The following is a 14,597-nucleotide window of genomic DNA, read 5'->3' as shown; positions in this document are numbered from 1 at the left end:
ATAAGCTACGTGTTTTCTAAACAACTGCTGGTTTGAATCGTCTTAACCGTAAAGCATTAAGCAAGACCGATACGGAGCTGAAACTCATGGCGACTGCCGCAAACATTGGACTCATCAATGGTCCGCCAAAAATATACAAGAGACCCATCGCAACTGGAATACCTACAAGGTTGTAAGCAAAAGCCCAGAACAAGTTTTGTTTAATGTTTCGTAGCGTTGCATGACTTAAATCAATCGCAGTCAATACAGCGGTTAAATCATTACGCATAAGGACAATATCAGCCGATTCAATCGCCACGTCTGTACCTGATCCAACTGCAATTCCGACATCTGCTTGAGCTAATGCGGGTGCATCGTTAATGCCGTCTCCAACCATCGCTACCTTCTTGCCTGCCTCTTGTAGTTTTTTGACTTCCTCTGCTTTATCTTCAGGTAATACTTCACTTAATACACTGTCTATACCCACTTGCTTAGCAATCGCTTTGGCTGTTCGTTTGTTATCTCCAGTAATCATGATTACTTCAACACCGCGTCTTCTAAGTTCTTTAACAGCCTTCATACTATTTTCCTTGAGTGTGTCAGCTACTGCGATAATTCCAGCTAGTTCTCCATCAACAGAGAGATACATCGGTGTTTTTCCTTCGTCTGCTAAACGATCGGATTCTTTTTCCACACTTGATAAATCAATCTTTTGCTCTAGCATCAGTTTACGGTTTCCAATGTACATATCTTTGCCCTCAATTTCAACTCGAATCCCGTGTCCAGGAATCGCTTCAAAATGATCTGGTTTAGCTAATGTCATGTTCTCTTCTTTTGATTTCTGTACGATGGCTTCGCCTAATGGGTGTTCAGAACCTGTTTCACCGGAAGCTGCATAATATAAAAGATTTTCTTTAGTAATAAGAGGAGTTACCAAAATATCCGTCACGATAGGTTTACCTTCTGTCAGTGTCCCTGTTTTATCAAATACAATCGTGTCTAAATTATGAGTGGTTTCTAACGCCTCACCACTTTTTATCAAGACACCATGTTCTGCCCCTTTTCCGGTTCCAACCATAATACTTGTTGGAGTCGCCAAACCTAAGGCACATGGACAAGCAATGACAAGGGTTGTTATGATAACAGATAAAACAAATATTCCAGATTGACCTGCAATTAACCAAGCAATCCCTGCTAAAACGGCTAATGCTATAACAATCGGTACGAAATATCCGGTAATGATATCGGCCATTCGAGCAATGGGTGCTTTAGACCCTTGAGCATCTTCTACTAATTTTATGATTTGAGATAGAGTTGTATCACTTCCCACTCGAGTCGCGCGGTAATCAATGGAACCATTTTTATTGATACTAGCCCCAATAACCTCGTCTCCACTTTCCTTTTCCACGGGGATACTTTCTCCTGTCAGCATTGATTCATCGACTGAAGTGCGTCCCTCAACAACAACACCATCTACAGGCATACTTTCTCCCGGACGAACTCGAATAACATCTCCTAAAGCGACTTCGTCCACAGTAATCTCTTGTTCCACACCATTACGTATTACTCGAGCTGTTTTAGGAGCCAAGTTAACTAATTTTTCAATAGCTGAGGACATTTGCCCCTTTGATCGCTCTTCTAAAAATAACCCTAACGTATGAAGAGTCAAGATAACTCCAGTCACTTCATAGTAAAGTAAATCGGAAAAGTTGCCGTAACCCAGGCCTGTCCCGATCGTCGCTGCCAGACTGTATACAAAAGCGGCTGCGGTACCAAGGGCAATCAGGGAATCCATATTTGGGTGACCTTTAAATAAGGTTTTGAATCCCTTCTGGAAATATTCCCAGCTTACTACCATTATCGGCAAAGTCAGAATAAGTTGTAAAAGAGAAAAATTAAATGCATTTATCATTGGGTCAACGATATTTGGTAGAGGCATATCGATCATTGGACCCATGGATATAATTAATACAGGGATTGTAAATATAATGGATATCCCAAAACGATTTGAAAGTTGCTTCATTCTTTTTTCTTTTTTCTCACGCTTCTCTGCTCGTGAATTATCTTGAGTCTCAGTTGTTTCTAATACGGCTGCATAACCACTATTGGATACAGCACCAATCACATCAGATACTGAAATTGCTGACGGGTTATAAGAAACTTGCATTTTTTCTGTCGCTAAATTGACTGAAGCTTTATCTACGCCCGACAACTTTCCGACAGCTTTTTCAATTGTCTGTGCACAGGATGCGCAGGTCATACCTTCAATTGCAAAGGTTTGCGTCGTTCCTTCTTGGGCAATCAGTTCATACCCTGAATTATCCACCGCTTTTTGTAGATTTTCTACCGAAAAAGTTGTTTCATTGTATTCTATACTCAACTTTTCTGTTGCTAGGTTCACGGAAGCCTGTGTGACCCCACGTACTTTTTTTGCCGCTTTTTCTACTGTCTGCGCACAAGACGCACAGGTCATACCTTCTATGGCAAACGATTTATTCTCCAATTTTTTCGCTCCTTATTCTCCATGATGATGTAAATGGCAATCGCATTGCCCTTCTGTACACTGACAATCCACTTCTTCTACTGCGAAAGCTTTTTTCATCTCTAATATTTCTTCTAGTCGCTGGATATCATCGAAGCTTAAGACATGATCTTCAATGATACTCCCTACTACATTCCCGACACTCTTTCGACAAATACGGTTGAAAATATCGTTTGTAAAACTTCTTACCGCTTCTTTCTCTTCGATATTTGCCGAATAAATATATTTTCTACCTTCTTGTTCTGTATTCAGTGCGCCTTTTTCCACGAGTCGACCTAAGAGCGTTTTGGTTGTCGCTTGTTTCCAGTCCATTTTCTCTCCCAATGTAGAAATGACTTCTTTACTAGTCACTCGACCATTCGCCCAGACTACACGCATAACTTCCCATTCAGCATCGGTTATATGAAGGTCTACAGCTATAGTACTCATATTCTCTCCCCCTTTCGTTTACTCGCGTAAACATTAATGTTAAATAGAGTTTACACTAGTAAACAATTATTGTCAAGAGTTGGTTCTGTTGCAAAGTTTTAAATAAAGAATAAAATCCCTTACGGTATCTATGATTTAAGCTGGGATTCCCAATAATACCTTGATTTCAGTACAGACCGAAAACCCGAAGAGAGTGCCTTCTTTTCGGGTTTTCTTATATAATCCTCGAATGGCTTCCATGCCTTTAATCGTGGTAGAGGCAGTGCGTAAACTTCGATAGAATTTATTGCGTCTCTTTACTGGACGATGGTCTTGTTCAATCAAATTATTCAGGTATTTAATGGTACGATGTTCTGTCCCTTGATAAAAGCCGTATTCTTTTAGTTTCTTAAAGGCACTTGTAATAGAGGGGGCTTTATCTGTGACTACAACCTTCGGTTCATCAAACTGCTTCACTAACCGCTTAAGAAAAGCATAGGCTGCTTGTGTGTCCCGTTTTTTACGTAACCAAATATCCAAGGTTAAACCATCTGCATCGATGGCTCGATACAAATAATGCCATTTTCCTTTAATTTTGATGTACGTTTCATCCATTTTCCATGAATAAAAGGATTTTTTATTTTTCTTTTTCCAAATTTGATAGAGTAGTTTACCATATTCTTGCACCCAACGGTAAATCGTCGTATGAGAAACGTTAATGCCACGATCATATAAGATTTCTTGAACTTCACGATAGCTAAGGTTATAACGAAGATAGTAGCCCACGGCTACAATAATCACATCCTGCTGAAATTGCTTTCCTTTAAAAGGATTCATCGTCATTCCTCCTGCTATCTTTTTCTATTATTCTACCTTATTTGATAGTAGATTTAAAACTTTGCAACAGAACCGATAGAAACAACGATTTAGAGCCTGTAACTCTTAAAAGTGGCAAATTAAACAGTAACATCTCAACAATAAAAATAAGTGATAACAAAAAAATAAAAAAAGTGCCGATTGCCATATTAATAGACAGTAATACAGGGAGTTCTGGCGAATTAACCGCTTTGTGCTTTAAGGGGATCCCTAATGTTAAATTTTTTGGGTCTGATTCAGCAGGTTACACTTCTGCCAATCAAACTGTCTATTTATACGATGGATCGACATTACAAATAACTTCTGCTTTTGTAAAAGACAGAACAAATAAAATTTATAAAAATGTTCCTATTAATCCAGATGTTCAAACAAATAATAGCAAAAGTTCTGCAATAGAATGGATAAAATCTCAATTAAAGTAAAAAAAACTTGCAAAGATTTTTCATTCCAAGTTTTTTTTTACTTTGCTACTTGTGCTTTTTTCTTGCAACATGAGTAAATCCAATACTTAACCACCCGAAAAATAACACTAACCAAGTTGTACTATGTCTTGCTAGAAATGCGATTAAACTTAAAATAGCGACAATAAAATATAAAAAATAATCATATTTTGAAAAGAATTTACCCATAACTATTCCACCTTAAAGTTATATTTTCTGTAATATATTCTCTTTTCTTAATGTTGGTCTATCAGTTTTTAGTCTTAGTATACGTGCAGCTGCTGTGTCAGGAACTTCGAACGCTTCAAGCAAATCGGGACGACCTAGCTTGTCTGCTGATACCAAAAAATTCAGCAAGTTCTTTTACTGTCAACATTTGTTTTGGTTATCTGTCCGTTGTCACAAGGGTGCCACCTCGTTTGTTTTTCTTTTAGTATACATGAATTCGCTTTGCCAAGCGAAACCGATTGAATGCAGCAATCAAAGTAGAGGAACATGTAGTAAGAAAACTACATGTTTTCTTCTAGTAATTTTAGTATATAGTCGTCCGCTATGATCTCACCTTGCATGATCAGCCGTAAATGGTCGAAAGGGATTTTTGTGGATTTACTGAGTTGGTTCAGTTCTTCCTCACTCTTGATCCTTTCATAAATTTTTTTGGTTCGTTCGATTCGATCCCATTCTGTATTGGTCAAGTAGCGGGAAAGTTCATAGGTTAGCCGAGAATCCTCTGCACCGTGCACAATATCAACTCCTCTTTTTATGGATTATTATAAAGACAATAGAAAATAAAGAAACAACTGATCACTTGAATTGTTCATGTTATACTCGTTAATGGAAACTGCCCCGTGAGGGGGTGTAAATATGCTAGAAACTTTAATATCGCTGATTATCGCTCCACTATTCGTGGGTCTAGTACTCTTACTAGTTGATCGCTGGCTAGACGATTAGCCGATAGTCGAAGCAGTTGCCTTCTGGCCCCAACGCTGGAGTCGCAACAGCGCAAAAAAAGCCCTCCTATTCGCAGTAGGAGGGCTTTTTGGTGTAAACATGCTTGTTCTTTAATATCGCTTCGCACATTTATTATAGCAAGAAATTTTGAAAAAATCAAAATGCAGCAATCAGTACCGATCGTTTTTTTACATTAAAACTATTTGCGATTTTCTGTCTAAAAAAGTTGGTTACATTCTCAACTTTTATCGGTCAAAAATGTAACCAACTTTAAAATTGCTCAATCCCTTGCAGCACTAAGGTTTTTCTGACCTCGTTACATGTAGGAAGTCGTTTCCTAACCCCCCTATTAGTAAATGGGGGTTCACGGTCACTTCAGCTCGCACAGCAAGCTGAAGTGACACCAGAAAGGCTACAAGGATTTTTTGCTAGCGCAAAAATCCTACAGCGTCTGCACAGCAAACGCTGTACGCCATTTCTCTTTTTTATCATAACGAAAGTAAACTATTTTGCAAAGTTTTTTCTCTCTAACTAATCAAAAGTTTTGTAAAAATTGATCAATGGTATCTGCGCTTCAACCCTTTACTTTAAATGAGTCGCTCGTTTTAAAATCATAAATCATTACACAATCTGCTTCTATATTTTCTTTGAGAAGTGGGTTTCTTTTTTGGTTTGTTTCTGCGTTGATTGCACGTAGTGTAGTAAGGTCGATCTCTTTTTTTAATGCGCTACTTAATTTACTTTTTAACCGAATCACATCAAATATATTTTGGAGCAAAGACCCTTCACCGTCGATTAAAATATCTAAATCACTGGTTTCTGTTGCTTCGTTTCGAGCGTATGACCCAAACAGAAAAGCTTTTTTTATTTTCCATTCTAAAAATATTGGTGTACATAATTTTTGAATGTCACTAATTGTATAAATCAAATAACCGAACTCCTTGTCTTCAATTTGAATATTAAAATAAAAATGAAAAGCGACAATTATACTCACCGTTTAGGAAAAAATATTGATAAAAAAGGGAAGGAACAGGTAAATCGATTGCTTCTTTTAGATCAAAAAAAGGGAAAGAGCATAAGGTAGATACCCCCACCTTCTAGTTAGAAGGTGGAAAATAGGCTGTGCCTATTGGGTTTTAAGAGATTTCAAAGTGATATCATTGCGGCTTTTTTAGTGGCACCCAGATACCACTACCGATGGCACCTAGGTGGTACTTTTTGTAAAAAGTGCCACCTAGGTGCCACCATCAACCCTCAATTATTTTGGTAAATATTGGGAAACAATATCATTAAAATCACGTTCTTTTTTGACATCTTCTTGAACAGATTTGACCTTTTTCTTTTCTTCTTTCTTTGATTCGTCCTTCCTGTTTTTAAAGCGATAGTTCTTATTTCGAACAACTTTCTTACTCATTGTGACTGCTTCTTGATAAACATCAGAAGATAAAAGGTCTTGTATTTTGGTATGATCTTGCTCCAATTTTGCATTGGTCATAATCTCTAATAAAGACAAAGAATCCAATACTTTTTTTTTCGAAATTTATTTCTTTTCTCACCCGATTAAGTAATTCAAGCAGCGCATATCGAATCATCGGACTATCTTTAATATCCTCGTCAACGGGCAGATAGGTTTATAATTCTTTCAAAGCATCTTCATGTTCCGTGTCTAAAAATACCGGAATTCGTTTCTTTGACATGTTATCTCACACACCTTTTTTGAGTTCGTCAATTTTCGATTCAATCAACTGAATCGTCTTTTCGATATCAGAAATTTTGGTTTGATTATCTGAAATGTTCCCTTTAAATGATTCAATCGTATTCTCCAAAGTGGTGATTGAATCTTACATTTTTGCTAACTACTCTCCGACTTGATATTCTTTTTCTTCAGTGAAAGAAGCAATTTTTTCTCGTGCATTTTTTATTTCTTCGACAAGAGATTTGTTCTCTTCCTCAATCATTCTCGGATATAATGAATTTTTAGAATTTGATAATTTCATGAATTTATAAAGAAACTAGACTTTTTGAACCGATCCCCAAAAGTTAGATTCTTAGTCTAACTTATAGGAATCATTTTTTTTATGATAAAATTTAGTTGTGATTTTAAGAAAATAAATGGACAAAATTATCGTAACGATAACTCTTAAATAACAATGAAATGAAAGAAAAGACGAGAATCTTCCAGTACTTCGAGAATCTTGTCTTTTCTTGTTGAATATAAAAAACCGAAAATAGATATATTTTAAAGGCTCTTGTCAATAAATCTAATGGTAATAAGTCAAGTTGAAGATTGAAAATATTTTTATTGTGTAACCTGTTTTGAAGCGCACTTAACTAGCTCCGCCTAAAATCAAATTTTTTACAGGGGATTTCAAAGGTTTGCGTCAATAACAGAATGTTATTTACCTATTACTCTCCTTGGCAACGCGTAGAGTCGATGGTTACGTAGTAGCGTATCCACAAGACGCGTAACTTAAGACGATTGCTCGTTTGTGTTTATATTTGGGACCTCTTTACATTTGCTTTGATAAAAAACTTTATATTCAGGAAGATACTTTTTTATAGAGTTGGTAGCTTTAACTAAGTAGTATCCAAAATAGCGATTCCCTTGTTTTGTCAGAGGTGTATTTTATGACTGACAGTTACCAGATTGTTTGACTTTCGAATATAAGCCTGCATATTTTGCCAATTTTGTTTGATTTTCCAATCGTTCAATTTGACCGATTTCAACGATTAATTAAGTGGAGTACACCTTTCCAATACCTGGAACACCGGGCAAATATTGATATTCTCGAATGCCGACAAATAATTGCTTGATTGCTTTTCCAAGTCTTTGATGTTCTTTTCAAGCGCACGAATTTCACGTACAAGAACACTTAGAACGACATTGATGGATTCTTGTGAAAGTCTACCTAAACGATAACTCATGGTAATTGCACGTTGAATGATTTGGCAATTTTTTCTGGATCTTTAAAGCAACCTTTTCCTTCTTCTTGTAGTAAGTCACAGAACGCCTCTAAGGCTTCTTTAGCTATAGTCGCAGCATCCGCAATATTTCCATAGTTAATGCAATTCCTTTTACGGTATCTTCACCCATGACAACCATTCTAAAAATTTTCGCTAACTCGTCCATTCCAGCTGGAAAAGAATCCCAAAAATCAATATCATAATTACCATTTTAATGATTTGTATTCAAAAATCAGATGAATTGTTTGACGTGGCAATTAATAATAATACTTTAGCAATCAACAAGATGATTGACGGTATGTGGTTAAAGAAGAAAAATAGCTAGGAGATTTTTGAGAGATGACTGGTAAATTTAAAGATGAATTATTAACTGTTGTTGCAGATAATGATTTAAAAAATATTATTCAGTTAAGAAGATACTTTGAAAATCATAGTGATGAATTTACGTTCAAAAATATCACTCGTTTTCATCAAACCATTAATAATAATGTCGATGTTTTTGGTCTATATTTTGAGGGTAATCTTCAAAATTAAATGCACTTAAATATAAAAGCCCCCTGACGAAAGTCGAAGGGGGTTTTTATTTTGGTTTGAGGTTTGCATACCTACCGAAAAGGTAGAGTAGCAAAACGTCAAACAGGTATCAGCTAAATGCCACCATAAGGGTGCGCTGATACTCGGCTCAAAAGAGCCGACAGAGCCGTCTGCAAGACCCCTCGGAGAGCCCACACTTTACCTTGTAAAGTATAGTGGGTTATACTTTACAAGGAAGTAGTCACCGAATTCCAGTTAGAAATTACTTTGTAACTACGTTTTGAGGAGGAGTAAAATGCTTTCCTACGTTCGACATTACCCATTAGCGATAGCTAAATTAATGTGTCTGTGCTCTCCTAAAATCTGCTGATTTATTACTGACTAATACTGGAGGTTTTTTTATGGGACAGACAATCATATCTGCTATTGGTGTTTATATTTCCACCAGTATCGATTATTTAATTATTTTAATTATTTTATTTGCACAGCTATCACAGAATAAACAGAAATGGCATATTTATGCGGGGCAATATCTAGGAACTGGCTTACTTGTAGGGGCGAGTTTAGTTGCTGCTTATGTCGTCAATTTCGTGCCTGAAGCATGGATGGTTGGATTGCTTGGTTTAATCCCTATCTATTTAGGGATTCGCTTTGCAATTGTTGGAGAAGGTGAGGAAGAAGAAGAGGAAGAAATTATTGAAAGATTAGAACAAAGCAAGGCAAATCAACTGTTTTGGACAGTCACATTGCTGACAATTGCGTCTGGCGGAGATAATTTAGGTATCTATATACCTTATTTTGCTTCGTTAGATTGGTCACAGACCCTCGTGGCGTTGCTTGTGTTTGCAATCGGCATAATTATCTTTTGCGAGCTTAGTCGGGTGCTATCTTCTATTCCGTTAATATCCGAGACAATTGAAAAATACGAGCGAATCATTGTGCCCTTAGTATTCATTCCACTTGGACTATACATCATGTATGAAAGTGGCACGATTGAGACTTTTCTGAACTTTATTTTATAGATAAAAAAGCCCCTTAAATGGGGCTTTCAGACTGTAGACAAAGTACTAGTTTTTAGTGCTTTGTCTTTTTTTATCCGTTAAAATAAGAGTATCAATTGGAGGTGTATCCAGATGCTCTCAAAACAAGATATGAGTAAACGCGCACAAATCGGTTTCTTTTCTCTTGAAGACTTGGTCCCACAGGACCATTTATTGCGGCAAATAGATCAATGTATTGATTTCTCCTTTATTTATGAATTGGTTAAAGAGAAATACGATGAAATCCAAGGACGTCCTAGCTTGGATCCTATTCTTCTAATTAAATTACCAATGATTCAATATCTATTTGGTATTAAAAGTATGAGACAAACAATAAAAGAAATAGAAGTGAATATCGCTTATCGCTGGTTTTTAGGTTTGAGTTTAGAAGATCCTGTTCCTCATTTTTCAACATTTGGTAAAAATAGTGTTGCTGACCAATACTATTTGACACAGAACCATTTAACTTAACTTGATGCAAATAATAACTTATCTAAATCAAATATCTCAACATATTTTTGAGTATGCTGTTTAATTAAACCTCTCTCTTCCAATGATGAGAACTTACGACTTATTGTTTCTGGGGTTGTACCCAAGTACGAGGCTAGATCTTTTTTCGACATTGGTAAAGTCACATAAGTATGGTTTTCTTCATCTTCAACGTATTCTGATAGAAAATCAATAATACGAGACTCTACTTGCTCCATACCAACCTGCATCGTTTGCTTTTCTGATACCTGTAAACGTTTCGTAACATCTGATAGTATTCTTCTCATAATTTCTGGGTAAGCGCCTAAATAGTCATCCATATCCTTTTTATGAATTCTACATATGCTCACTTCTGATATTGCTTCAGCATAATTAGAATGGTAACTTTCAGTTTGAAAAATAGCCACTTCTCCCATAAAATCACCAGGATTTAATATGCGTACAGTTTGTTCACGACCAGATTCATTTAAGTTATAAACACGTACACGCCCATTATTTATAATATAAAGTGTGTCATCTTTATCACCATTTCCAAATAACAACGCATTCTTTGCATAATGTACTTCTTGCGCTGATTGCGCAATTAAACTCATTTGTTCTTCATTTAGGTGATTAAAAATCGGAACTAAACGTATACAATCTATATGACTATGGTGGTGATGGTGTGCCATACAGCTTTCCTCCTAATTAATCGTTATCTATATAGTCATCATCTTCTAACGCATCCTTGTTAACAAAGGCTTGAAGTTGCCAAATATTTATATCTAAGTAATCTTTATAACTAATTAGTAAATCTTCTAATGCATCATCTGCTTCTTCTTGTGCTAAACGCATTGCACGAACGGTAAATTCACGATTAGTCCTAAAATCTTCTACTAACTGTATGACCATTTCTTCAGCAGAATAATATTTTTCAGACGGATCTTCAGAAATTATTGTAAATTCCTGAAATTCAGTAGTTGTTGAAGCTGGCTTAAATCCTGAAGCTAGTAAACGTTCTGCAATCTTATCAAACCATGTCTCATTCTCATTGTATAAATTCTCAAAAACACTATGCAATGAATAGAAATTTGTGCCTTTCACATATCAATGATATTGATGTAATTTTACATGTAAGGTATGGATATTAGCAAGTATATGATCTGTGACAGCTACAGCATTAATCTTAGTATGATGAATGTGTTCTTTATATGCTTTTTCAGCAGCTAATTTTTCTTGTCTTTCATTTGCTGTTGTCATTTTATACACCTTCCTTTACTTTTGAACTAATAACTGAATATCCTAGGTTTTCAATAGCTCTTTCAATTGTACTCAAATTGACTTGTTCTTCATCAAAATCTACTTTTACCTTACTTGCATTGAACAGTACTTTTACAGAATCTTTTTCTACACCAGCTGTCTGTTTTAAACCACTTTCAATTTTTTGTAAACACGATGGACAAGTTAATGTTTCTAATTTTAATGTTGCTTTAGTCATATCTATCACTCCTTTAAATAAATTATACAGGACATTTCTTTTAAGATAATTGACATAGATCAATTATCTTAATTGATATCTTCTTAATCTCATTGCATTTAAAATAACTACTAAAATACTTGCCTCATGAACTAACATACCTATCGACATAGACATCCATTCACTAAATATTAAACTAACCAATAATATTATCACCACACTAACAGCAATTAGAATATTTTGTCTCATATTCGCATATGTCCCTTTAGCTAAACCTAAAGCATGGGGGAGACGATTAAAATTGGAATTCATTAGAACAATATCTGAACTTTCAATAGCCACATCTGTCCCATTTCCCATAGCAATCCCTACTTCTGCAGTAGCTAGAGAAGGGCTATCGTTCACACCATCACCAATAAAAGCAATAATTTCACCAGTAGACTGTCTTTCTTTTAGAATCGCTTGCTTGTCCTCAGGTAACATATCGCCATGAGCCTCGGTTAATCCTAGCTCCTTTTTAACTAAATTAACTGTGCCTTGATTATCCCCTGATAATACAGTGAGATTTTTAACACCAAGTGATTTTAATTTTTGTAGGTCTTGTTTAACACCTGCTCGAACTTGGTCACGGATTCCCATTAAAATAATTAACTTACGATCAACTGCCGTTAATACAATACTCTTCTTTTTTTTTCAAGAACTCAAAAAAGCGGAAAATCCCAGATTTAAAAATCTGAGTTTCCGCTTTTGTCATTTCAAGGATGGACTATTGTCTCAGCCTCTTCTAATTTATTCTTAAGATATTTTTACTTTCTCTGCAGGTGCTGATACTTCTTTTTGTTCTTTTCGACCTTTCAACTTATACTTCATTAATCTCATGCCATTGAAAATTACCACCAAGATACTACCTTCATGAACCAACATTCCGATAGACATATTCATCCATTCGCTGAAGAAGACGCTGGTCAACAAGACCAACACTACTCCAATTGAAATCACGATATTTTGTTTCATATTATTTGCGGTGGCTTTTACTAATCCTAATGCGTGAGGCAAGTTGCTGAAGTTCGAGTTCATTAAAACGACATCGGATGTTTCAATCGCTACGTCCGTTCCGCTTCCCATTGCGATTCCAATGTCTGCTAAAGCTAAGGACGGACTATCGTTAACGCCATCTCCAACAAAGGCTACAATTTGACCACGTTGTTGAAGTTTTCCGATATAAGCCGATTTGTCTTCCGGCAACATGTGGCCGTGAGCTTCGGTCAAACCAAGTTCGCCGGCGACCACATCAACGGTTCCTTGGTTATCTCCTGAAAGAACGACTAGATTTTTCACGCCCAAGTCTTTTAATTCCTGCAAATTAGCTTTCACACCCGGACGGACTTGATCGCGAATGCCCATCAGTACTTTTAATTCACCGTCGACCGCTGTCAAAACGAGAGAGTTCCCTTGTTGTTCAAACCGTTTGACATCTTTTTGCACTTTTTTGCTGAGAGTGACATTTTCTTTTTCCATCAAGGCCACATCCCCAACAGCCACTCTATGTCCAGCTACACTTGAAACGATTCCGCCGCCTTTCACGACTTCAGTTCCTTCAACAGGATAAAAATTTGTTTCTCCAATTTGATTTAAGACCGCTTTTGCTAATGGATGATCTGATTCCCGTTCCACACTGGCCAGATAGCCAAGCGTTTCAGCAGAATCTTTTTCATACAGTTCAGTCGCTGCAACGGTTGGGTTTCCGACAGTTAAAGTACCTGTCTTATCAAATACAATTGTATCCACATTGCTGAAGTCTTGAATGACTTCACTCCCTTTTAAAAGAACACCGTTACGAGCACCATTCCCGATACCGGCAACGTTTGAGACAGGCACTCCGATAACTAATGCGCCTGGGCAACCTAGAACCAAGATGGTGATTGCTAACTCAATATTTTGACTGAACGCCCATACAACAATTGCCAGAACCAAGACAGCTGGTGTGTAGTATTTAGAAAAGCGATCAATGAACCGTTCCGCTTCGGATTTAGAATCTTGTGCTTCTTCCACGAGTTCAATAATTTTTCCAAATGTGGTGTCCTCACCAACTCGGTCAGCTCTGATTTGAATCGTTCCGTTTTCTAAAATGGTTCCTGCAAAAACTTCTGCATCAGCTAGCTTGTTGACCGGAACAGCTTCCCCTGTAATGCTAGCTTCATTGATATGCCCTTCGCCCGTAAGGACTGTGCCATCCACTGGAACTTTCGCACCCGTTTTAACGAGCAAGATATCCCCTTCATCTACATCATCCACTTCTACTTCTTCAAATTCGCCATTATCCATTTGTTTCAAGGCGCTTTCGGGTGCCATTTCAGTCAATTCTTTGATAGCAGATCGCGTTTGGTTCAATGTTCGTTGTTCCAAGTAGTGTCCGAATAAGAATAAGAACGTGACAATAGCCGATTCTTCATAATTTTGAATAAAAAGCGCACCAATCGCTGCAATACTGACTAAGACATCAATACTGATGACTTTGACTTTCATTGCTTGAAACGCTTGAATGGCAATTGGCGTAATCCCAAAGACAGAGGCGATGATCAAAGACCACTCTGAAAGTCCTACGTTTTCTAAAACAAAGTGACTGAAGAAACCGAGTGCGATTAACAATCCACTGATGACGGTGATAACATTTTTCTTGCTTAATATATATTGTTGCATGCTTTTTCCCTCCAAATTTAATTTCTCTTTTATTGATAAACACAGTATAAGATAATTGCCTAAGTAATTAATTGACTGACATCAAGTTTTGAAAAAATACGTGTCCCTTCTCACTATTTTTTTGATCTAACAGCCTCAATGACACTTATTCCTCTTTACAGTTATAACGATACCCTCTTTTTATCGAATAAAAATTTACGGCTATCAAGTTTAGAAAG

The 14,597-nt window shown here is 36.6% G+C and carries 13 protein-coding genes and 4 pseudogenes; 5 read left to right on the top strand and 12 right to left on the bottom strand.

Features of this window, described 5'->3' with window-relative positions:
* Positions 1 to 16: 16 nt before the first annotated feature.
* The 3 genes from IGJ44_RS03720 to IGJ44_RS03710 all read right to left on the bottom strand — a co-directional run bounded on the left by IGJ44_RS03720 (position 17) and on the right by IGJ44_RS03710 (position 3,766).
* Positions 17 to 2,482 (bottom strand): heavy metal translocating P-type ATPase, encoded by a 2,466-nt coding sequence (locus tag IGJ44_RS03720; protein ID WP_159161641.1) that lies wholly within the window; start codon positions 2,480 to 2,482, stop codon positions 17 to 19.
* 12 nt (positions 2,483 to 2,494) lie between these two features.
* The gene (gene tcrY, locus IGJ44_RS03715; protein ID WP_002337544.1) at positions 2,495 to 2,950 is read right to left on the bottom strand and encodes a copper-responsive transcriptional repressor TcrY; all 456 of its coding nucleotides are present in this window, start codon (positions 2,948 to 2,950) and stop codon (positions 2,495 to 2,497) included.
* Between the two features lie 135 nt (positions 2,951 to 3,085).
* Complete coding sequence (locus IGJ44_RS03710; RefSeq protein WP_001067799.1) at positions 3,086 to 3,766, bottom strand: IS6-like element IS1216 family transposase; 681 nt, start codon at positions 3,764 to 3,766, stop codon at positions 3,086 to 3,088.
* A gap of 41 nt (positions 3,767 to 3,807) precedes the next feature.
* Between IGJ44_RS03710 and IGJ44_RS03705 the strand changes: the two genes are divergently transcribed.
* Complete coding sequence (locus IGJ44_RS03705) at positions 3,808 to 4,227, top strand: S41 family peptidase (protein WP_229045690.1); 420 nt, start codon at positions 3,808 to 3,810, stop codon at positions 4,225 to 4,227.
* A 527-nt stretch (positions 4,228 to 4,754) separates the two neighbouring features.
* On the opposite strand, the gene IGJ44_RS03700 is transcribed toward IGJ44_RS03705, so the two are convergent.
* Positions 4,755 to 4,988 (bottom strand): hypothetical protein, encoded by a 234-nt coding sequence (locus IGJ44_RS03700; RefSeq protein WP_005225230.1) that lies wholly within the window; start codon positions 4,986 to 4,988, stop codon positions 4,755 to 4,757.
* A 121-nt stretch (positions 4,989 to 5,109) separates the two neighbouring features.
* On the opposite strand from IGJ44_RS03700, the gene IGJ44_RS03695 reads away from it, so the two are divergent.
* Complete coding sequence (locus IGJ44_RS03695; protein ID WP_115224856.1) at positions 5,110 to 5,196, top strand: type I toxin-antitoxin system Fst family toxin; 87 nt, start codon at positions 5,110 to 5,112, stop codon at positions 5,194 to 5,196.
* A gap of 574 nt (positions 5,197 to 5,770) precedes the next feature.
* Here the strand turns inward: IGJ44_RS03695 and IGJ44_RS03690 are convergent.
* The 3 genes and pseudogenes from IGJ44_RS03690 to IGJ44_RS03680 form a co-directional block, all read right to left on the bottom strand.
* Entirely contained in the window at positions 5,771 to 6,124 is a 354-nt protein-coding gene (locus IGJ44_RS03690) for a nucleotidyltransferase family protein (RefSeq protein ID WP_034868666.1), read from the bottom strand.
* A 330-nt stretch (positions 6,125 to 6,454) separates the two neighbouring features.
* Positions 6,455 to 6,691, bottom strand: a complete 237-nt coding sequence (locus tag IGJ44_RS03685) for a hypothetical protein (protein ID WP_430606139.1) — start codon at positions 6,689 to 6,691, stop codon at positions 6,455 to 6,457.
* A 900-nt stretch (positions 6,692 to 7,591) separates the two neighbouring features.
* A pseudogene (locus IGJ44_RS03680) lies at positions 7,592 to 8,228 on the bottom strand (transposase); the annotation flags it as partial.
* A gap of 271 nt (positions 8,229 to 8,499) precedes the next feature.
* On the opposite strand from IGJ44_RS03680, the gene IGJ44_RS03675 reads away from it, so the two are divergent.
* The 3 genes and pseudogenes from IGJ44_RS03675 to IGJ44_RS03665 all read left to right on the top strand — a co-directional run.
* Positions 8,500 to 8,694, top strand: a complete 195-nt coding sequence (locus IGJ44_RS03675; RefSeq protein WP_005225228.1) for a hypothetical protein — start codon at positions 8,500 to 8,502, stop codon at positions 8,692 to 8,694.
* 401 nt (positions 8,695 to 9,095) lie between these two features.
* On the top strand, positions 9,096 to 9,716 hold the full coding sequence (locus IGJ44_RS03670; RefSeq protein WP_005237707.1) for a CadD family cadmium resistance transporter: 621 nt from the start codon (positions 9,096 to 9,098) through the stop codon (positions 9,714 to 9,716).
* Positions 9,717 to 9,827: 111 nt separating this feature from the next.
* Positions 9,828 to 10,160, top strand: a pseudogene (locus IGJ44_RS03665) (transposase); the annotation flags it as partial.
* 41 nt (positions 10,161 to 10,201) lie between these two features.
* On the opposite strand, the gene IGJ44_RS03660 reads toward IGJ44_RS03665, so the two are convergent.
* From IGJ44_RS03660 to IGJ44_RS03640, 5 genes and pseudogenes are all read right to left on the bottom strand, one after another.
* Positions 10,202 to 10,894: a Crp/Fnr family transcriptional regulator gene (locus IGJ44_RS03660; RefSeq protein WP_005225225.1), complete on the bottom strand. Its 693-nt coding sequence runs from the start codon at positions 10,892 to 10,894 to the stop codon at positions 10,202 to 10,204.
* 16 nt (positions 10,895 to 10,910) lie between these two features.
* Positions 10,911 to 11,462, bottom strand: a pseudogene (locus tag IGJ44_RS03655) (Dps family protein).
* A gap of 1 nt (position 11,463) precedes the next feature.
* Positions 11,464 to 11,700, bottom strand: a complete 237-nt coding sequence (locus IGJ44_RS03650) for a heavy-metal-associated domain-containing protein (RefSeq protein WP_005225223.1) — start codon at positions 11,698 to 11,700, stop codon at positions 11,464 to 11,466.
* A gap of 63 nt (positions 11,701 to 11,763) precedes the next feature.
* Positions 11,764 to 12,372: pseudogene (locus IGJ44_RS03645) on the bottom strand (HAD-IC family P-type ATPase); the annotation flags it as partial.
* Between the two features lie 102 nt (positions 12,373 to 12,474).
* Entirely contained in the window at positions 12,475 to 14,379 is a 1,905-nt protein-coding gene (locus IGJ44_RS03640; protein ID WP_074536898.1) for a heavy metal translocating P-type ATPase, read from the bottom strand.
* Positions 14,380 to 14,597 lie beyond the last annotated feature (218 nt).

Origin of the sequence: Enterococcus sp. DIV1368d (genome assembly GCF_050542975.1) — a bacterium.
Lineage (GTDB): Bacteria > Bacillota > Bacilli > Lactobacillales > Enterococcaceae > Enterococcus_D > Enterococcus_D casseliflavus.
The sequence above is the reverse complement of the archived record's forward strand: the minus strand, read 5'-3'. Positions and strand labels throughout refer to the sequence as shown.

Excerpts from the sequence above, each read along its gene's own strand:
- IGJ44_RS03640 (WP_074536898.1), bottom strand. The coding sequence starts at position 14,379 with ATGCAACAATATATATTAAGCAAGAAAAATGTTATCACCGTCATCAGT.
- IGJ44_RS03695 (WP_115224856.1), top strand. The coding sequence starts at position 5,110 with ATGCTAGAAACTTTAATATCGCTGATTATCGCTCCACTATTCGTGGGT.
- IGJ44_RS03710 (WP_001067799.1), bottom strand. The coding sequence starts at position 3,766 with ATGAATCCTTTTAAAGGAAAGCAATTTCAGCAGGATGTGATTATTGTA.
- IGJ44_RS03675 (WP_005225228.1), top strand. The coding sequence starts at position 8,500 with ATGACTGGTAAATTTAAAGATGAATTATTAACTGTTGTTGCAGATAAT.
- tcrY (WP_002337544.1), bottom strand. The coding sequence starts at position 2,950 with ATGAGTACTATAGCTGTAGACCTTCATATAACCGATGCTGAATGGGAA.
- IGJ44_RS03650 (WP_005225223.1), bottom strand. The coding sequence starts at position 11,700 with ATGACTAAAGCAACATTAAAATTAGAAACATTAACTTGTCCATCGTGT.
- IGJ44_RS03685 (WP_430606139.1), bottom strand. The coding sequence starts at position 6,691 with ATGACCAATGCAAAATTGGAGCAAGATCATACCAAAATACAAGACCTT.
- IGJ44_RS03660 (WP_005225225.1), bottom strand. The coding sequence starts at position 10,894 with ATGGCACACCATCACCACCATAGTCATATAGATTGTATACGTTTAGTT.
- IGJ44_RS03670 (WP_005237707.1), top strand. The coding sequence starts at position 9,096 with ATGGGACAGACAATCATATCTGCTATTGGTGTTTATATTTCCACCAGT.